Annotated in this window: 15 protein-coding genes; 8 read left to right on the top strand and 7 right to left on the bottom strand. The window is 46.5% G+C overall.

What is annotated here, in order from left to right; all coding sequences use genetic code 11:
* Window positions 1-53 precede the first annotated feature (53 nt).
* From dam to trpS, 4 genes are read left to right on the top strand one after another with little or no spacing between them, the layout of a single operon-like run.
* A complete protein-coding gene (gene dam / locus EL341_RS01010) occupies window positions 54-872 on the top strand; it encodes an adenine-specific DNA-methyltransferase (protein ID WP_047779654.1) in 819 nt (272 codons plus the stop codon).
* Window positions 873-918: 46 nt separating this feature from the next.
* Window positions 919-1,593, top strand: coding sequence for a ribulose-phosphate 3-epimerase (rpe, locus tag EL341_RS01015; protein WP_047779655.1), 675 nt, complete (start codon window positions 919-921; stop codon window positions 1,591-1,593).
* A complete protein-coding gene (locus EL341_RS01020; RefSeq protein WP_047779656.1) occupies window positions 1,590-2,282 on the top strand; it encodes a phosphoglycolate phosphatase in 693 nt (230 codons plus the stop codon). The genes rpe and EL341_RS01020 overlap by 4 nt, the downstream gene beginning before the upstream one ends.
* A gap of 9 nt (window positions 2,283-2,291) precedes the next feature.
* On the top strand, window positions 2,292-3,296 hold the full coding sequence (gene trpS / locus EL341_RS01025) for a tryptophan--tRNA ligase (RefSeq protein WP_126466808.1): 1,005 nt from the start codon (window positions 2,292-2,294) through the stop codon (window positions 3,294-3,296).
* 236 nt (window positions 3,297-3,532) lie between these two features.
* Here the strand turns inward: trpS and EL341_RS01030 are convergent, their stop codons facing one another.
* Entirely contained in the window at window positions 3,533-4,111 is a 579-nt protein-coding gene (locus EL341_RS01030; RefSeq protein ID WP_074824195.1) for a dual specificity protein phosphatase family protein, read from the bottom strand.
* 149 nt (window positions 4,112-4,260) lie between these two features.
* On the opposite strand from EL341_RS01030, the gene codB reads away from it, so the two are divergent.
* The 3 genes from codB to EL341_RS01045 all read left to right on the top strand — a co-directional run bounded on the left by codB (window position 4,261) and on the right by EL341_RS01045 (window position 7,509).
* Window positions 4,261-5,511 carry a cytosine permease gene (gene codB / locus EL341_RS01035; RefSeq protein ID WP_074824200.1) on the top strand — a complete coding sequence of 417 codons (1,251 nt, stop codon included), beginning with the start codon at window positions 4,261-4,263 and terminating at the stop codon, window positions 5,509-5,511.
* Window positions 5,501-6,781 (top strand): cytosine deaminase, encoded by a 1,281-nt coding sequence (locus EL341_RS01040; protein ID WP_047779660.1) that lies wholly within the window; start codon window positions 5,501-5,503, stop codon window positions 6,779-6,781. The genes codB and EL341_RS01040 overlap by 11 nt, the downstream gene beginning before the upstream one ends.
* Before the next feature lie 161 nt (window positions 6,782-6,942).
* Window positions 6,943-7,509 carry a peptidylprolyl isomerase gene (locus EL341_RS01045; RefSeq protein WP_074824204.1) on the top strand — a complete coding sequence of 189 codons (567 nt, stop codon included), beginning with the start codon at window positions 6,943-6,945 and terminating at the stop codon, window positions 7,507-7,509.
* A gap of 100 nt (window positions 7,510-7,609) precedes the next feature.
* Here EL341_RS01045 and EL341_RS01050 read toward each other — a convergent pair whose 3' ends face one another.
* Window positions 7,610-10,426, bottom strand: a complete 2,817-nt coding sequence (locus tag EL341_RS01050; RefSeq protein ID WP_114986080.1) for an FAD-binding and (Fe-S)-binding domain-containing protein — start codon at window positions 10,424-10,426, stop codon at window positions 7,610-7,612.
* 294 nt (window positions 10,427-10,720) lie between these two features.
* On the opposite strand from EL341_RS01050, the gene EL341_RS01055 reads away from it, so the two are divergent.
* Window positions 10,721-12,232, top strand: a complete 1,512-nt coding sequence (locus EL341_RS01055) for a helicase HerA-like C-terminal domain-containing protein (protein WP_047779663.1) — start codon at window positions 10,721-10,723, stop codon at window positions 12,230-12,232.
* A gap of 283 nt (window positions 12,233-12,515) precedes the next feature.
* Here the strand turns inward: EL341_RS01055 and EL341_RS01060 are convergent, their stop codons facing one another.
* From EL341_RS01060 to manD, 5 genes are all read right to left on the bottom strand, one after another.
* Window positions 12,516-13,205 carry a GntR family transcriptional regulator gene (locus tag EL341_RS01060; RefSeq protein WP_047779664.1) on the bottom strand — a complete coding sequence of 230 codons (690 nt, stop codon included), beginning with the start codon at window positions 13,203-13,205 and terminating at the stop codon, window positions 12,516-12,518.
* A gap of 548 nt (window positions 13,206-13,753) precedes the next feature.
* On the bottom strand, window positions 13,754-15,235 hold the full coding sequence (locus EL341_RS01065) for a mannitol dehydrogenase family protein (RefSeq protein WP_126466810.1): 1,482 nt from the start codon (window positions 15,233-15,235) through the stop codon (window positions 13,754-13,756).
* A gap of 58 nt (window positions 15,236-15,293) precedes the next feature.
* Window positions 15,294-16,658 carry an MFS transporter gene (locus tag EL341_RS01070; protein WP_269471916.1) on the bottom strand — a complete coding sequence of 455 codons (1,365 nt, stop codon included), beginning with the start codon at window positions 16,656-16,658 and terminating at the stop codon, window positions 15,294-15,296.
* 62 nt (window positions 16,659-16,720) lie between these two features.
* A complete protein-coding gene (locus EL341_RS01075) occupies window positions 16,721-17,734 on the bottom strand; it encodes a Zn-dependent oxidoreductase (protein ID WP_114986083.1) in 1,014 nt (337 codons plus the stop codon).
* 14 nt (window positions 17,735-17,748) lie between these two features.
* Window positions 17,749-18,963: a D-mannonate dehydratase ManD gene (gene manD / locus EL341_RS01080; RefSeq protein WP_047779667.1), complete on the bottom strand. Its 1,215-nt coding sequence runs from the start codon at window positions 18,961-18,963 to the stop codon at window positions 17,749-17,751.
* Between the last annotated feature and the right edge of the window lie 217 nt (window positions 18,964-19,180).

Genomic DNA, 19,180 nt, shown 5'->3' on the forward strand with positions numbered 1-19,180 from the left:
TGAAACAGAGTGCAAAACGCCGTTGTGAATTGTATAAGTAGTTAACTTGCAGCATGAAAAAAAAACGTTCTTTTCTAAAGTGGGCAGGGGGAAAATATCCCCTTGTTAATGAAATTCGTGAACATTTACCTAAGGGTGAACGTTTAATTGAGCCGTTCGTTGGAGCAGGATCAGTATTTCTCAATACGGATTATGAGGAGTACATCTTAGCTGACATTAATAGCGATCTGATTAACTTGTATGACATTGTAAAGCAATGTCCCGATAGGGTAGTACAAGATGCTCGCGAGCTGTTTAGCGAGGAGTATAATCAGGAGCCGGTTTATTACCAACTGCGTACTGAATTTAACCAAAGTCGCGATCGCTATCGCCGGGCTTTGCTGTTTCTTTATCTGAATCGCCACTGCTATAACGGGTTATGCCGTTATAATCTGAGCGGTGAATTTAATGTGCCTTTTGGCCGCTATAAAAAACCGTATTTCCCAGAAGCCGAACTGTATTGTTTTGCCGAAAAAGCGCAAAGAGCGACATTTTTTTGTGAAAATTATGAGCAGACGATGATGAAGGCCACGCAGGGAGCAGTGGTCTATTGCGATCCTCCTTATGCGCCTCTGTCAGCGACGGCTAATTTTACCGCTTACCATACCAATAACTTTAATGTTGATGATCAACGACGGTTAGCCCTATTGGCGCAGGATATTGTTGAAAGCGCGGGTGTTCCGGTACTGATTTCTAACCACGATACCGAATTGACGCGCGAATGGTATAGTTCAGCTGAATTAGTGGTTGTTAGAGGCCGTAGAACTATCAGCCGTAATGTGATGGGCAGAACGAAAGTGGATGAATTGCTGGCGCTTTATCGTCCACGCTAAGTCGTTGTTCTGTGATAACGTTTTCTATAATTAAGTGGATATGTAGATGAAAAATTTTCTGATTGCACCTTCAATTCTTTCCGCTGATTTTGCGCGGTTGGGTGATGATACCGCCAGAGTTTTATCTGCTGGTGCTGACGTTGTGCACTTTGATGTTATGGATAATCATTATGTTCCTAACCTCACCATTGGGCCGATGGTTTGCCAGTCATTACGTGATTATGGCATTACGGCACCGATCGATGTGCACCTGATGGTGAAGCCGGTTGATCGCATCGTTCCCGACTTTGCTAAGGCGGGAGCGACGTATATCTCTTTTCATCCTGAAGCATCGGAACACGTCGATCGTACTATTCAGTTAATTAAAGAGAATGGATGTAAGGCTGGTCTGGTATTTAATCCGGCAACGCCTCTGAGCTATCTTGACTATGTGATGGACAAGCTGGATGTGATTTTATTGATGTCGGTTAACCCGGGGTTTGGCGGTCAGTCATTTATACCGGCTACGCTGGATAAGCTACGTCAGGTTCGGCGGCTAATTGATGATAGTGGTTTTGATATTCGCCTGGAAGTTGATGGGGGCGTGAAAACCAGCAATATTGCCGAGATTGCAGCAGCTGGCGCCGATATGTTTGTTGCAGGTTCCGCTATTTTTAGCCAGCCTGATTATAAAGCCGTGATAGACCAAATGCGCAGCGAATTGGCGAAGGTAAAAGCATGAGTTTATTTTCTGGCATCAAGGGGATGGGGTTCGACCTTGATGGAACATTAGTCAATAGTTTGCCTGGCTTGGCTCAGGCTGTCGATGCCACCTTAGAATCATTAGGTTTACCGACTGCCGGTGACGAGCGCGTTTCCCATTGGATTGGTAACGGTGCCAGCGTTTTGATTACGCGTGCATTGACTTGGGCCGGTGGTGATACCTCAGCAGAATATGTAGAGCGCGCCCGAATTTTATTCGATCACCACTATGGTGAGTCGGTAGAGCAGGGAACCCAGCTCTATCCACATGTTGAGTCAACGCTGAAATTTTTAGCGGATGATGGAATAAAGATGGCGTTGGTCACCAATAAACCGACACAATTTGTCCGTCCATTATTGAATTCATTGGGCATTTTAGACTATTTTAGCGTAATTATCGGTGGTGATGATGTCGTTGAAAAGAAACCTCACCCTGCTCCAATCTATCTGATGTTAGGTCAGCTGGGCTTAAGAGCGGATGAGCTGGTTTTTGTCGGTGACTCTCGTAATGATATTCAGGCCGGTCAGGCTGCCGGGTGTCCGACGATAGGGCTTTCCTACGGCTATAACTATGGCGAATCCATTACATTGAGTCATCCTGACCGTGTTTTAGCGACGTTTGCCGAACTTTTGCCCGTTATCGGGCAGCTTACTTCAAAGATGAATTAGGAAAAAATCATGAGTAAACCCATTGTATTTAGTGGCGCACAGCCATCTGGTGAATTGACCATTGGTAACTATCTGGGAGCGCTGCGTCAATGGGTTCAGATGCAAGATGAGTATGACTGCATTTACTGCATTGTTGATCTGCATGCCATTACCGTGCGTCAAGACCCGGAGAAATTGCGTAAAGCAACGCTTGATACGCTGGCGCTGTATTTGGCCTGCGGTATCGATCCGCAGAAAAGCACGATCTTTATCCAGTCTCACGTTCCTGAACATGTACAACTGGGCTGGGTGCTGAATTGCTATACCTATTTTGGCGAATTGAGTCGCATGACTCAGTTTAAGGATAAGTCCAGCCGCTATGCCGAGAATATTAATTCAGGTCTGTTTGGTTATCCGGTACTGATGGCGGCAGATATTTTGCTGTATCAGACTAATCAAGTTCCGGTTGGTGAAGACCAGAAACAACATCTTGAACTCAGTCGCGATGTGGCTCAGCGCTTTAACGCCTTATATGGTGACATATTTAAAGTTCCTCAGCCGTTTATTCCTAAGTCTGGTGCCAGAGTGATGTCACTGCTTGAGCCAACGAAGAAAATGTCCAAGTCAGATGACAACCGCAATAACGTTATTGGCTTGTTGGAAGATCCGAAATCAGTAGTGAAAAAGCTCAAGCGTGCAGTAACGGATTCTGATGAGCCGCCTGTTGTACGTTACGACCTTGCAAATAAGGCGGGTGTATCTAACCTGTTGGATATTCTGTCTGGCGTAACCGGTAAGTCTATTGCCACGCTGGAGCAGGAGTTTGAAGGTAAGATGTATGGTCATCTGAAGACCGAAGTCGCCGATGCTGTAGCGGGAATGTTGACGGAGCTTCAGGAACGTTATCATCGCTTCCGTAATGATGAAGCTTTCCTGCAGCAGGTGATGTGTGACGGTGCCGCTAAAGCCAGAACCCGTGCTAAAGAGACGCTGGATAAGGTTAATCAGGCCGTTGGGTTTGTTGCGTTACCTTGATTGACTGCTGTTCTTGCTGTCTTCATGGTGAACTGAACGCCCAAAATTGAATACATTATCGCCATTCCGGTAAATACCGGAATGGCGATTTTAACTTAATGACAATATTTGGCTTAACAACATTCACGGGCCAAAAGTTTTTTCGGTTCAGTTCAAAAAACGGGAACGCGTTGTTGAACTTAGCGGCTTTCTTATGGCATTGGTAGTATTAATAAATCTCAAGGATTGCTTGATATTTAATCTCTTTCCGCGGACGCCATAACCTGCTTACGTACACTCTCTATATCTACTTTTTCCAGATATTGCACAATGTTGTAATACGCCCATTGGTGGTAGCCAAACTCTGGTTTTTTGAGTTCTGCTATGGCGGCATCCCGCTCCCAACCCTGAAAGATTAATCGATACATGGCCACGATGACACCGGTTCTGTCACTGCCATGCCAGCAGTGCACCAACACTGGCTTGGGAGCATTTTTAATATCTCTTAGCGCGGTCACAATGTGTTGTTCGGTAAAGCGTCCTGCTTCCATCGGGACGTGATACAGCTTTAGGCTGGTTCCCATTGCTTCTTGGTTATCTGTATGAAAGTTGCGTAGGTTAAGTACTGACTTAAAACCACGTTGCTCAAGCTCTTTCATTTGGGCTTTATCCGGCTGTCCGGAGCGATACAGTTCGGTGTCGATCTGATAAAAATTGTCTAACGTGGTATGGGTTACTTTAGATGCCGGAATAGGGAGAGATTGTTCATTGGCGGAATTTGCCCAAGGTGAAAAAAGAATAAACAGCATCAGTAAAATATATCGCTGAAAGCACATAGCAAATAATCCATTTTTTGATAATAAATCACGTTATATTTCATCACTATGGCATGTTTTAGGAAAAAAGAATAGGCGAAACCGATTGCTTTGTTGTGGAATGCGTATAGAATGCGGCAGATTTTTTGGCCCGGATTTAAGGAGATATTGTGTCGCAAGATAACAATTATAGTCAGGGGCCCGTTCCCCTGGCTGCGCGAAAAGGCGTGATTTCATTGACATTTGTCATGTTGGGATTAACGTTTTTTTCAGCCAGTATGTGGACCGGAGGCACTCTCGGTACCGGTCTTTCCTATCACGATTTCTTTTTAGCAGTTCTCTTCGGTAATCTCCTTCTCGGTATCTATACAGCATTTCTTGGTTATATCGGTTCTAAAACCGGACTCTCTACCCACCTTCTGGCTCGTTATTCATTCGGTATTAAAGGCTCATGGCTGCCATCGTTTTTACTTGGGGGAACTCAGGTTGGATGGTTTGGCGTAGGCGTGGCGATGTTTGCTATTCCGGTGAGTAAAGCGACCGGTCTGGATACCAACATGCTGATTCTTATTTCCGGCCTGTTGATGACGGTTACCATTTTCTTCGGTATCTCCGCTCTGACTATCCTGTCGATTATTGCTGTACCAGCGATTGCAGTTCTGGGAAGTTACTCGGTCTGGTTGGCAGTAAACGACGTGGGTGGATTGGACCATCTGAAAGCGATTGTGCCTGAGCATCCTCTGGACTTCTCCACTGCGTTAGCATTGGTGGTCGGCTCCTTTATCAGCGCCGGTACATTGACCGCCGACTTCGTGCGCTTTGGGCGTAATCCCAAAGGTGCGGTATTGGTTGCGCTGATTGCTTTCTTCCTCGGTAATTCCCTGATGTTTATTTTCGGTGCGGCTGGTGCTGCAGCGGTAGGTCAGGCGGATATTTCTGACGTGATGATTGCGCAAGGATTGTTAATACCGGCGATTGTGGTGTTAGGTCTGAATATCTGGACCACCAATGATAATGCGCTGTATGCATCAGGATTAGGTTTTGCCAATATCACCGGGCTTTCCAGTCGTACACTATCGGTCATGAATGGAGTGATTGGTACGTTGACCGCCCTGTGGTTATATAACAACTTTGTTGGCTGGTTAACCTTCTTATCCGCGGCTATTCCGCCGATTGGTGGGGTGATTATTGCTGACTACCTGATGAATCATCGCCGCTATGCTGATTTCAGCCGTGCGCGGTTCTTAACCGTTAACTGGGTAGCGCTGCTGGCGGTGGCCATTGGTATTGCTGCGGGCAACTACTTACCGGGGATTGTGCCGGTGAATGCGGTACTGGGCGGGGTAGTGAGCTATCTACTGTTGAATCCGGTCTTTAATCGTAAATTTATGAATGTTCCAGAGGTTAGTCATGTCGAGTAATTCTGTCATTATCACTAATGCACGTTTGCAAAATCGTGAAGGCTTATGGCAACTGCGTATTGAAAATGGCGTTTTTCAAAGCATTGAGTCACAGCATTCAGCGGTGCCCGCGGAAGGGAATGTGGTTGACGCTGAAGGTGGATTAGCCATTCCACCTTTTGTTGAGCCCCATATTCACTTGGACACCACTCAAACGGCAGGTGAACCTAACTGGAATCAGTCGGGAACATTGTTTGAAGGCATCGAGCGTTGGGCTGAGCGTAAAGCCATGCTAACTCACGATGATGTTAAAAAACGTGCCATGCAGACCCTTAAGTGGCAGATAGCCAACGGTATTCAGCATGTTCGTACCCATGTGGACGTTTCTGATCCAACCCTGACCGCGTTGACCGCAATGCTGGAAGTGAAACAGGATGTGGCGCCGTGGGTTGACCTGCAAATTGTGGCGTTCCCGCAAGAAGGTATTCTCTCTTATCCTAATGGTGAAGGGTTAATGGAAGAAGCGGTGCGTTTAGGGGCTGATGTTATCGGCGCTATTCCTCACTTTGAGTTTACTCGCGAATATGGCGTTGAATCACTGCACAAAACGTTTGCACTGGCTGAGAAGTATGACCGCCTGATCGACGTTCACTGTGATGAAATTGATGATGAACAGTCACGGTTTGTCGAAACGGTAGCCGCTCTGGCCCATCGCGATGGGACTGGATCTCGCGTCACCGCTAGTCATACCACCGCGATGCATTCCTATAACGGTGCTTATACTTCTCGCTTGTTCCGTTTGTTAAAGATGTCAGGGATTAACTTTGTGGCGAACCCGTTAGTGAACATTCACTTACAAGGGCGCTTTGACACTTATCCTAAACGTCGTGGTATCACCCGGGTAAAAGAGATGTTGGAAGCGGGGATCAATGTTTGCTTTGGACATGATGATGTTTACGACCCATGGTATCCGCTAGGAACCGCAAATATGCTGCAAGTGCTGCATATGGGATTACACGTTTGCCAACTGATGGGCTATGGTCAGATAAATGACGGGTTAAACCTGATTACAACCCACAGTGCTAAGACGCTAAATCTACAGGATTATGGCATTGAAGTCGGGCGTTCTGGTAGTTTGGTTATTTTGCCAGCAGAAAACGGTTTTGATGCCCTACGCCGACAGACTCCGGTGCGTTACTCCATTCGCCACGGTAAGGTGATTGCACAAACGATTCCTAGTCAAACCACCATCTATATGGATCAGCCGGAATCAATTAACTTTAAACGTTGATTTTCTACTCGGTAACATAAAACGTATAACGCCATGGCATTGCTCATGGCGTTTCTGTTTTCGCCTTTAGCAGAGTGCTAAATGAGTAGCCGTTGATGGTTAAAATCTCTAGAATCACAACGGACCTGGTTTATTGTTAAATAACAAGAAGGTATTTTCCTATGTTTAAGCGTATCTGTATTACTTTAACGGCTCTGTTTTCACTGGCCGTACTTGCTCCAGCGGCGTTAGCGGCTAATCCTCATGTGGTGTTAACCACGTCACTGGGTGATATTGAGATTGAGTTGGACAGTGAAAAAGCACCTATTTCCAGCAAAAATTTCCTTTCTTATGTTAACGATGGCTTTTATAACGGCACCATTTTTCACCGCGTGATCCCAGGATTTATGGCTCAGGGTGGTGGCTTTACAACGGATATGAACCAGAAAAAACCGAATGCGCCAATCAAGAATGAAGCTGCCAACGGTTTGAAAAACGTTAGAGGCTCCATTGCGATGGCGCGTACTAATGTGGTGGATAGCGCGACCAGTCAATTCTTTATTAACGTGATTGATAATGATTTTCTGGACCATTCACCGAATAACTATGGTTATGCGGTATTTGGTAAAGTGGTTAAGGGTATGGATGTGGTCGACAAGATGATGAAAGAGAAGACTAAGTCTGCTGGTCAACATCAGGATGTACCGGTCACGCCGATTGTGATTACTGCGGCTAAAGTGGTGCAGTAAAGTGTAGCCTGAGAGGCGCAAAACGCCTCTCAGAACTCACATAAAATGATTTTATGTGTAGTCTTAGCGCCTTTCGGCGCTTTTTTATCATAAGTGCTTACTAACTTAATGGTGTCGTCACCCGATCAACCACATACAGGATGGAACGATAAGGTACGCCTGAGTGTTCAGTTAAACCAATTTCGCAGGTTCGGCTGTTTGATACCCCTTCACTACAGTTAGCGGGTACTTGCTGACTTAACAGCCTTAGTGCGTTGGAATTCAACTCTGGCGTTTTGATACCTTTGTCCCCGGCAAATCCGCAGCAGTGGATACCGTCTGGAATAATGACTTGTGTACAGCACCGATCCAGCAGGTTTTTCATGGCGGCAGATAGCCCCATTTTCACGCTAGAACAGGTTACATGCATCATGATGGGTTTATCTTCCGGCGTGAAATGCAATTTATCGGCCAGATAGTGGTTTACGAATCCCACTGGCTCAAATAGCGCCATGGGTTTGGTGAAACCTTCTACCGCACGCAGCGCGCAGGGACTGGTATCGATCAGTATTGGATACTTACCTTGTTCACTGGCTTCCCACAGTGCCTGCTCCATATCACCTAGCTTATTTTGGGCCACGGTAGTAATGCCTTTACTGTTATAGGGCATCCCACAACACAGGCTGTCGAGTTTTTCAGGATAGATAATGCTGAAACCGGCCTTGTTCAATAGCTTTTCAACGATTTCGGTCAATGGACGTTGATCGTCATCATTAGCCGAAGCGCCCATAGTACGGGACGCACAGCTTGGCAGATAAACCACTTTCAGATCGCCAGCTACCAGTTTAGGCGCGGTTGGCGAATGAGCTCCTTTGGGGAAGGATGGCGTAAGTAGCGGAATATGTCCGGCGCTGGTGACGTGCAGTGCTTTGGTGATTTTCCCCAGACGCTCTCTACCCACCACTTTCCCTGCGCCAGCAACGGTATTCAACGCCAGACGAGCACCGGTTGTGAGGGTTGTGAAGTGGTCAGCCGTCCAGCGGGCGACTCTTTCATAGCGCATATTGCGCTGGGTGCGGATGTCGCGAATTAGTTCGCCGGTATTGATGCCAACCGGACAGCGACGGGCGCAAAGGCCGGTTGCGGCACAGGTATCATCTCCCAGATAGCGGAAGTCTTTTTCCAACTGCTTAAGACGCTGGTTATCGTCACCGCTGCGGCGCAGGCGGTTAATTTCTCGCCATATCACAATGCGCTGGCGCGGCGTAAACGACAGGTTGGTTGATGGGCATACGGGCTCACAGAACCCACATTCAATACAGCTATCGACCCGCTTATCGGCGGCAGGTAGCAGCTTCAGATTTTGTAGATGGGCCTGATGATCGCGATTAAGCAAAACGCCCGGGCTGAGCAGATGATGGGGATCGAGCAGGTTTTTTAATTGCCACATCAGCTCATAGGCTTCACTTCCCCATTCCAGCTCGACGAAAGAGGCCATATTGCGGCCGGTACCGTGTTCGGCTTTCAGTGAGCCTTTGTATTCAACCGCTACCAGTTGGGCAATATCCTCCATAAATACCTGATAGCGACGGACCTGTTCTGGCGAGTCGAAAGACTGTTGGAAGACAAAGTGCATATTGCCGTCTAATGCGTGGCCGTAGATCACCGCATTGTAGTCATGTTTAATAAATAGCTTACGTAGGTCACGAACGCCGGCGGCCAACTGCTCGATAGGGAACGCAACGTCTTCAATAATGACGGTAGAACCAACGGGACGAACGGCACCAATCGCCGGAAAAATACCTTTACGGATGGCCCACAGGCGGCCGAATTCTTCTGGTTTATCGGTAAATGGAACCTGTTGCTCCAGAGTGAAGGTCGAGATAGATGACATGATTTGCGCCATCTTCTCTTTTAAGCCTTCAGCATCGGCTGAACGTACTTCGACTAATAAGGCGGTTGCGTCTTCACTCAGGTTTGGCATGAAGTCTGGTAATCCGGATTCATTTTCCACAGAGGCCAACGCACCGCGGTCCATCAGTTCAACGGCGGAAACCGGCTGCTGTTTCAAAATGCGAGTTGCCTCACAGGCGGCTTCAATATCACTGAACACGAATAGGGCAGAAGCTTTAAATTGGTGTTCTTCTACCGTTTGATAGGTAATTTCGGCAATAAAGCCTAAAGTGCCTTCTGAACCGATCATCAGGTGAGTCAGAATATCCAACGGATCGTCGAAATCAACCAAGGCATTCAGACTGTAACCGGTGGTATTTTTTAACCGATATTTATGACGAATTAACTCAGCCAAATGATGATTGTTTTTAGTTTGTTGTGACAGCGTTTGCAGCTGTTCCAGCATGGCGTTATGGTTTTTTTTAAAGGCGGAAACGGATTCGCTATCGGCGGTGTCAATCAGCGTGCCATCAGCCAAAATCAAACGCATAGCCTGTAAGGTTTGATAGGAGTTCTGCGCGGTACCACAGCACATACCGCTGGCATTGTTGGCGGCAATACCACCAATCTTACAGGCATCAATGGAAGCCGGATCCGGACCAATTTTTCGGCCAAATGGAGCTAAATAGCGGTTGGCGTCGGCACCAATAACTCCAGGTTTTAATGAAATATATCCGGCATCAGCAAAAATTTTATACTGACGCCAATTATCGCCAAGGGTAATGAGGATAGAATCGGTAATCGCCTGACCAGACAGGCTAGTTCCCGCCGCACGGAAGGTGACGGGGTGCCCATGTTTTTGCGCCAAAACCAATGTTTGTTGAACCTGTTTTTCGCTGTCTAGTCGTACCACAATTTGTGGAATTAAGCGGTAACAGCTGGCATCGGTTCCGTATGCCATAGTTCTGGATGGATCGGTATAAATACACTCTTTGGGGACAAAACGACACAGCTCACGATAAAAAGTCTGATAAGACGCTTTCATTGATTCTTCCTTTATATGTTCTATCGTATCCGGAACATGTTTCTTCTTCTTTGATAATAATGAAGAAACTAAAAAAATATCGTGATCGCAATCTCTCTTTATTGCCGGTGAAACGGTGTTGAATCGATTCATATTACAAATAGGTAGGCTATTCAGGTAAGAGGGAATCGATATGGTGGTATGGTCAGGTTGATTCGTATTAGTTAACGGAGATAAACGGATTTTTATTAATGTTCCCGATAGGGTCAATTATACTGTGTTTATATTCAAGCGTTATGCATAGGATGAACTCTGATGTTAGAACCTCTTGTTATTGGAAAAAGTAATGAGTTAGCGCTGGCTATTCTGCCTGCGTTGGCCAACCGCCACGGATTGGTGACTGGGGCAACCGGTACGGGTAAAACCGTAACTCTGCAAAAGATGGCCGAGAGTTTTTCACATATTGGCGTTCCGGTATTTATGGCTGACGTGAAAGGCGATTTATCAGGAATTGGGGCGGCCGGGGTCATGAATCCTAAGCTACAGGCTCGCTTAGATGCGCTTCACGTTACTGATTGGGAACCTGCGGCTTGTCCAGTAGCATTTTGGGACGTGTACGGTGAGAAAGGTCATCCGGTTCGGGCTACCATTTCGGATATGGGGCCAGAATTATTGGGTCGGTTACTGAATCTGAATGATGTGCAGTCCGGTGTTTTACAATTGGTCTTCAAAATCGCTGATGATAATGGCCTGCTGTTATTAGATATGAAAGATCTGCGCTCTATGGTGCAGTTTGTTGGTGATAACGCTAAACAGTTCCAGACTCAGTACGGCAATATTTCCAGTGCCTCAATCGGTGCTATTCAGCGTGGATTACTGACTCTTGAGCAGCAAGGGGCAGAGAACTTCTTCGGTGAACCCATGCTCGACATCTTCGACCTGATTAAGACCGATGCGTCAGGCAAGGGTATGGTGAATATTCTGGCGGCTGATAAGTTATACAATCAGCCAAAGCTGTATGCGATATTCCTGCTGTGGTTACTGTCCGAGCTGTTTGAGCGTTTGCCAGAAGTTGGCGATATGGATAAGCCAAAGATGGTGTTCTTTTTTGACGAGGCACATTTGCTGTTCAATGATGCTCCACCGGCGCTATTGCAGAAAATCGAGCAAGTTGTTCGGTTGATTCGTTCTAAAGGGGTTGGGGTGTATTTTGTTACCCAGAATCCGTTAGATATTCCGGATAGCGTACTCGGCCAACTGGGAAATCGGGTACAGCACGCGCTACGTGCCTTTACACCTCGCGATCAGAAAGCAGTCAGAGCGGCAGCTGAAACCATGAGAGCGAATCCGGCGTTTAACGCAGAACAAGCGATTACCGAGCTGGGTGTTGGGGAAGCATTGATTTCGTTTTTGGATGAAAAAGGGCGGCCGAATGTGGTTGAGCGCGGCTTTGTTATCGCCCCTGATTCCCGCATGGGAGCACTAACGGATGATGAACGTAATGGCCTGATAAATCGTTCGCCATTATATGGTCGTTATGAAGATATGGTTGACCGTGAATCTGCCTATGAAAAGCTGATGGCTGGATATACGCTAATGCCGGAAAAAGGCGCAGAGGTAGCGGCGTCAAATAATCAGCAAAGTAACAGCGAAGCCGGAGGCGGTCTGCTAGGTGGCCTGAGCGACATCCTGTTTGGCACCACCGGACCTCGAGGTGGTAAGAAAGATGGTTTAGTGCAAACGGCCGCTAAGTCAATGACCCGTCAGATCAGCAATCAAATCGTGCGCGGTATTTTGGGCGGAATCTTAGGGGGCAGAAAGAAATAATCTGCGTTGATAATCAGTGGAAATAGCGGTCGTTGGGTCTAATGCCGTTTAGTTAAGAAAATGCAGTGATTCTTATCTTTTGTCCTTTCTATTGAGCGCTGGAATTCAGCCGACAACTGAGTAAGGGAGCACGTCCAGTAAGGATGCTGGGCGAGGCGCTCACCTTAGCGCCTTTGCTCGGCCACTTACACTCGCGCTGATTTATTCTATGTATTGATAGTGGACGAAACATTCGCCTAACTGACAAGAACTAAGATCGCTATTTTATATCCTAAAAACACAACTACTCATCCGCTTCAAACCAATCGGTATTGAGCTGAGAAATAGTAGTGACGGTTGAAATCATTTCGCTGAGATGTCGTTGAATGGCTTTTTCGGCAGCGTCAGGATCTCTACTCTCCAGCGCTTTATAGATTTGATAATGCTGCTCAATCAGGCTTTCCGGCGGTGAGACATCCGCCAGACTCATAAAGCGTACCCTATCCATGGTTGCCTTAATGTTTTCTATGGTTTCCCATGCCATCGGACAATTAACGATTTGAGTAAATGTACGATGGAATTCATCATCAAGCTCGAGGAATTCCTTGCCCCTTTTATTATTAGCGGCCAGTTCCTGACGATGAAGGTTATGTTTTAACTGCATTAAATATTCCGGCGTGATAGATAAGGCTGCACGACGGATAATGGCTGTCTCTACCGCTTCACGAATAAACCGCCCGTCGGAGACTCGCTTGGCCGAGATTTTCATGACGAAGGTTCCACGCTGGGGCAGTATCTGAACCAAGCCAGTCTCAGAGAGTTTGATAAACGCTTCTCTAACTGGTTGGCGCGAAACGTTAAACCGCGTTGAAATCTCTTTTTCCGATAGCAACGTACCGGGGCGAATTGTGCAATCGACAATCTCCTGCCTCAACAAATGATATATCTGTTGATTGACGGGTTCATGAGTAGTGAATGGGTAAACAATTGTCATTGAAATTAGCCATACTCTTATTGTAGTTAGCAGCGCTGGTCATTATAGAGCCTTTTGGCAGATTTTTCGCTAAGATTCTTGTCTGATAGCGCAGTTATTTGAAAAATTCTATTAAATAGAGGAATGGTTTTTATTAAGAAATTTGTGATGGTATTGTTTGAAATAGCGTTATTTATCCACATGTTATCAGGATGGCTATTAAATATCAGCTTTGCAGAAAATACCTTAACTTAAGGTGATAATTGATATTTTCTATATTTCTATAAAATAGCAGCCTCCTTTATTGGATAACTTCTTTCTTAATCACGTTATACGCGTTAAATATGATAAGCATATAATGATTATATTTTAAATTTGTTATTTTTCTCCGTGCGCTTTGACCATTAAGTCTATTTATTAAATAGTAATAAATTAAATAAAATAAGTTATTTCAGAGCCATAAGAGATGGTTTATTGATGTTTTTATTCAGCAGTTATTGACGTTTAACGATAAAAAGTCCGGAATTGGGTTCCGGACTTTTTCGTTCAGGGTATCGCGATTTGTTGGTTTAGAAGCCTTGCGCTAGTTGAGCAACGGTCTCACGGGCACCATTTTTTAACAGATTTTGATAGGCTGCGGTGACGGCTGAAACAAAGCGCGGATTTTGCGGCAGCGTTTTACCAAACACCACTTCCAGAGACAACAGGGCGTTTACGCGTTCCTCTCCTTGCTGACTGTGACTAACCAGCGTTTTCAGTTGCTCAATTAATGGATCGCTGACTTCGATCGGCTGACCTTGCTCGTCAACACCGCCGACATAGCGCATCCACGCCGCGATACCTAAAGCTAAGCAGGCAAAATTGCTATTGTGCTCTAAATGGTAACGCACGGAATCCAACATCCGCTGAGGTAACTTTTGTGTTCCATCCATAGCTATTTGCCAAGTGCGATGTTTTAGCGCGGTATTACGATAGCGGTTTAACAGCGAATCAGCATAAGCGGTTAGATCGACTCCTTTGGTACGCAAGGTAGGAGCCTGTTCGTTGAGCATCAATTGGCGAGCCGCCGCGACATAGTTGCTGTCTTGCATACAGTCATTGATATGCTGGTAGCCCGCTAAATAGCCAAGATAAGCTAAAAATGAGTGGCTACCATTGAGCATCCGCAATTTCATTTCTTCAAAAGGCAATACATCCTGTACCAGTTCTGCGCCGGCTTTTTCCCATTCGGGGCGGCCATTCACGAAGTTATCCTCGATAACCCATTGGCGGAAAGGTTCACAGGCGACGCCTGCCGGGTCATTTATGCCGCCAAGTTGTTGAGTGATTTTTTCCAACGTGTCCGGCGTGACTGCCGGAACAATGCGATCAACCATCGTGGATGGGAAACTCACGTGAGTTTCAATCCAATCCGCTAGCTGTGCATCCTGTCGTCGAGCCAATCCTAAAATAACATTGCGGGTAACGTGACCGTTTTCCGGCATATTATCGCATGACATCACGCTGAGCGCCGGAAGGCCGCGCTCACGACGAAGGCGCAGGCCCTGAACAATAACGCCGGGTGCTGACTTCGGCGTAGCTGGATTAGCAATGTCATGCTGAATTAGCGGATGGTCTTCAATCAGTTTGCCGGTCGCCGGTTGGTAACCGTAGCCTTTTTCGGTGATGGTGATGGAAACAATGGCGGTATCAGGTTGGGCGATAGCGTCTAAGACGCTATCAATGCCATCAATTTCTCCGTGAATGGCGCGACGAATAACACCAACGATGCGCCCGGACCAGCCTTCGGCTGCCATTTCAGCTACCGAATAAAGCTTATCCTGTGAGTTTAGGTCGATAATCTGCTGTTCACCGCCAATCAGGTTAACTTCACAGTAGCCCCAGTCGCTACCGTGTTCGGTTGCCAGAATATCGGCATAGATAGCCTGATGAGCCCGGTGAAAAGCACCAAAACCCAAATGGACAATGCGCGGTTTAATCTTCTCTCTATCGTAAGACGGAATAACGATGTCTTGGGGAAGATTTGATAACGTTTTATTGGATAAATTCATTTTATCTATTAACCAGTTAGAGTAAGAATAGTTCAGACGTTTGTTGAGTCATATTTAACTAAACTTCTGCCGCATCTTTGGGATCGCTTAAGTCACGATCCTTAACTTCCGGCATACAGATGGCGGAGATTAAACCGATGACGGAATAGATGATGATCATAACCACGATTGGCAGCCAAGAATCGGTCATATTACAGAAGATACCGGCCAGTACAGGACCAAAGCCAACGGCAACCAGACCACCTGTCTCTTTGGAAATCGCCATTCGGGTGAAGCGATTTCGAGAGCCAAAAATCTCTGCCATGGTGATGTTTTCAAGGGCAAACAGGCCTAATACTGCAATATTATGAATGATGATAAGGCAGGCCATAATTACGTTAACATCGCCACTTTTATCAACAATGATCGATAGCATCGGGTAGGCTAAAATGATGGCACCAATGTTCAAAACAATATAGGGCAGTCGGCGGCCAATTTTGTCTGAAATCCAGCCTAATAGCGGTATTGTCAGGAAGCCAATAACCGAACTGATCATCAGGGCATCGGTTGGAATGCGTTTTTCAAACAGTAAACTTTGTACCAGATAACCGGCAAGGAAGGTTTGAATCAGCCCTGAGTTACCAGCCTGACCAAAGCGTAATCCTGTTGCCAGCCAGAAAGATTTACTGGTAAACATGGCAAAGATTGAGCTGTCTGAGGTGTCTGTTTTGGCCGTGGAGGTATTGTTATCAGTGGCTTCATTAACTTGTTCGAATACCGGGCTTTCTTTAAGGTTCATTCTTAACCAGACCGCAAAGAACATCACCACGACGCTGGATAAGAACGGGATACGCCAGCCCCAGTCTAATAGTTGTTCTTTATCCAGAAAGAAGAACATCACTGCCCAGATAGCGGTGGCGCTTAAGGTTCCGCAGTTGGTTCCCATGGCGACTAAAGAAGAGATGATCCCGCGTTTACCTTTGGGAGCATATTCAGCCAGCATGGTACCTGCACCGGAGATTTCTGCACCGGCACCCAGTCCCTGAACAATACGAAGAGTAACCAGCAAAATTGGCGCAAAAATACCGATTTGGGCATAGGTCGGTAATACGCCGATAAGCGTAGTACAGATACCCATCATAGTGATGGTGATAAACAGCACTTTTTTCCTGCCGATGGTATCGCCCATTCTACCGAAGATAAAAGCACCCACGATACGTGCAATATATCCGGCACCGTAGGTTCCCATTGCCAGAATTAAGGCCATCGCCGCCGATTGTTCCGGAAAGAATATTTCATGGAAAACCAGAGCGGCACCCAGAGAGTAGAGCTGGAAATCCATAAATTCCAGAGCAGTTCCCAGCCATCCGGATACCGCGGCTTTAATGAGATCGGTGGTACTTCTTTCTGGCGTATTCTGTTTGAGTTCCATATTGTTATTCATATTTTATTCTCTACAGTTTGTTGTTATATCTACAGAAAAAGGTCGGATACAAAGGTCATTGGTTAAAATTTCAGTAAAACCTTGCAGCAGGTCTTAGGGTCTTTTTCAAAAATCTCCATGGCATTAATAACGTGCGTGTAGTCGAACTGGTGAGTAATCAGTTTCTCTGGAGCGATCTTTCCTTTTACCATCCAGTCAATCACCATCGGAAAACGGTTACTGTTCAGGCGTGAGCTATAAATGGTTAATTCTTTGCTGGTGATACCCTGCTGGCTAATCATGCAGGGTTCAGAAGAGAAGCCCATAATGCCAATACGCGCGGCGGGAGAGGCCAAACCAATCGCTTCGGGTAGGATAGAGACGTGGCATGCTGCATCAACAATTAACGTCGGGCGAATACCCAGTTTGGACAGTTCGCTGGCTAAGTCGATATCGGTATTGTTGATGATGCGGTCGGCACCGCTTTCTTTAGCCATTGTCAGGCGTTCATCAAGACGGTCGGCAACAATAATCTCTTTTACGCCGTATACGCCGCGTAATGCCTGAATAGTGGTTAATCCCATTGGGCCAGCACCATAAACTAGCGCAACGTCCAGTGGGCCGGGGTTCATTTGACTACAGATATTGGCCGCAATGGTAAACGGTTCAATCATGGTTGCTTCCCGATCCGCAATGCTGTCGGGTACGACATGCGCATTTCTGGCCGGTAGCGTGATGTATTCACTGAAGCCCCCGTCACGATGCACACCGATAACCTGCAAGGAAGTACAAACGTTAGGTTTTCCTACCGAACAGGGATAACAATGACCGCAACTGACCACGGGATCGCCAACCACACGCTCACCAATACGCGATGATTCAACGCCTTCGCCAACGGCGTCGATGCGACCAAAGAATTCATGACCAATAACGCGTGGATATTTAGCAAAAGGGTTATGACCGCGATAAATATGGACGTCTGAGCCGCAAATACCGGCACTTTCCACTCGTAAGCGGACTTCACCCGGCAGAGGTTGGGGGATCGGGCGCTCTTCGATGACTAATTTTTCGGGTTCTTGAATAACGACGCTTTTCATTGTTTTCTCCTTTATTACCAATTCCATAGTGTGCCGTCGGTCAAGCGAGCAACCGGTAAATAGGCCGCTTCGTAGGGATATTTCGCCGCCAGTTTCTCGTCAAAATCGATGCCCAGACCGGGTTTATCACTTGGGTGCATATAGCCATCGTCAAATGTCCAGTTGTGTGGGAAGACTTCCAGCATTTGCTCTGAGTACCCCATATATTCCTGAACGCCGAAATTAGGCACCCAAAGGTCGAAGTGCAGCGCAGCAGCGTGACAAATTGGTGATAAGTCGGAAGGGCCATGAGAACCGGTGCGAACCTGATACATGGAGGCGAAATCTGCAATACGGCGCATATGGGTAATACCGCCAGCATGGGTAATGGTGGTACGGATATAGTCGATAAGCTGTTCTTCAATCAGCTGTTTACAGTCCCAAATGCTGTTAAATACTTCGCCAACAGCGATTGGCGTCACTGTATGTTGGCGAATCAGGCGGAAGCTTTCCTGATTTTCAGCCGGCGTGGGATCTTCCATCCAGAACAGGCGATAGTCTTCAATACTTTTACCAAAGCGCGCGGCTTCAATTGGCGTTAGGCGGTGGTGCATGTCGTGCAGCAGATGTTCTTCAAAGCCGAATTTGTTACGTACCGCTTCAAACAGCTTTGGTGTGAAATCCAGATATTTCTCAGTCGACCACAGCTGTTCTTCTGGGTAGTGACCTTTAGTGGCGGGCTCATAGGCCAGATTTTTGCCTTTGCTCAGACCGTAGGTGGTTTGCATTCCCGGTACGCCGCACTGAACTCGAATCGCTTTAAAGCCCATTTCTTGGTGCTTGGCGTAATCTTCCAGAACTTCGTCAATCGTACGACCGGTGGTATGGCAATACACCATAACGCCAGTGCGCGAAGCGCCACCCAGCAATTGGTAAAGCGGCATATTGGCAGCCTTGCCTTTAATATCCCATAACGCCATATCAATGGCGGAAATGGCTGACATGGTTACCGGACCGCGACGCCAGTAAGCACCTTTATAGAAAAATTGCCAGATATCTTCGATCTGATGAGCATCGCGGCCAATCAGTTGGGGACATAGATGATCTTTAAGATAGGAGGCGACAGAAAGTTCTCGGCCATTAAGCGTGGCATCACCAATGCCGTATAGCCCTTCATCAGTGGTAATTTTGACGGTAACAAAGTTACGTCCCGGACAGGTAACAAATACTTCAGCCTTTACGATTTTCATAATGCATTCATCCTAACGGGTAAAAAGTGGGCGCTGATTGATAGATAAGTGAGCACAAAATACTTCTGGATTAACTACCATACAAGTATGTTTGATGTGGTTTAGTGAGAAAGTTTTAGATCTGTGATTGGTATCACCGATAAATGAAAATGCATGGAATGAATATTTATGGCTAAGGATGTCTTTTTGTTTTTATTTAGTTATTTGATTTATAAAT

It is taken from the genome of Pragia fontium (assembly GCF_900638655.1).
In the GTDB taxonomy this organism is placed as follows: Bacteria; Pseudomonadota; Gammaproteobacteria; order Enterobacterales; family Enterobacteriaceae; genus Pragia; species Pragia fontium.

Bases quoted from the DNA above. Each gene is read 5' to 3' on its own strand.
- dam (WP_047779654.1), top strand. From the start codon at position 54: ATGAAAAAAAAACGTTCTTTTCTAAAGTGGGCAGGGGGAAAATATCCC.
- rpe (WP_047779655.1), top strand. From the start codon at position 919: ATGAAAAATTTTCTGATTGCACCTTCAATTCTTTCCGCTGATTTTGCG.
- EL341_RS01020 (WP_047779656.1), top strand. From the start codon at position 1,590: ATGAGTTTATTTTCTGGCATCAAGGGGATGGGGTTCGACCTTGATGGA.
- trpS (WP_126466808.1), top strand. From the start codon at position 2,292: ATGAGTAAACCCATTGTATTTAGTGGCGCACAGCCATCTGGTGAATTG.
- EL341_RS01030 (WP_074824195.1), bottom strand. From the start codon at position 4,111: ATGTGCTTTCAGCGATATATTTTACTGATGCTGTTTATTCTTTTTTCA.
- EL341_RS01040 (WP_047779660.1), top strand. From the start codon at position 5,501: ATGTCGAGTAATTCTGTCATTATCACTAATGCACGTTTGCAAAATCGT.
- EL341_RS01045 (WP_074824204.1), top strand. From the start codon at position 6,943: ATGTTTAAGCGTATCTGTATTACTTTAACGGCTCTGTTTTCACTGGCC.
- EL341_RS01050 (WP_114986080.1), bottom strand. From the start codon at position 10,426: ATGAAAGCGTCTTATCAGACTTTTTATCGTGAGCTGTGTCGTTTTGTC.
- EL341_RS01055 (WP_047779663.1), top strand. From the start codon at position 10,721: ATGTTAGAACCTCTTGTTATTGGAAAAAGTAATGAGTTAGCGCTGGCT.
- EL341_RS01060 (WP_047779664.1), bottom strand. From the start codon at position 13,205: ATGACAATTGTTTACCCATTCACTACTCATGAACCCGTCAATCAACAG.
- EL341_RS01065 (WP_126466810.1), bottom strand. From the start codon at position 15,235: ATGAATTTATCCAATAAAACGTTATCAAATCTTCCCCAAGACATCGTT.
- EL341_RS01070 (WP_269471916.1), bottom strand. From the start codon at position 16,658: ATGAATAACAATATGGAACTCAAACAGAATACGCCAGAAAGAAGTACC.
- EL341_RS01075 (WP_114986083.1), bottom strand. From the start codon at position 17,734: ATGAAAAGCGTCGTTATTCAAGAACCCGAAAAATTAGTCATCGAAGAG.
- manD (WP_047779667.1), bottom strand. From the start codon at position 18,963: ATGAAAATCGTAAAGGCTGAAGTATTTGTTACCTGTCCGGGACGTAAC.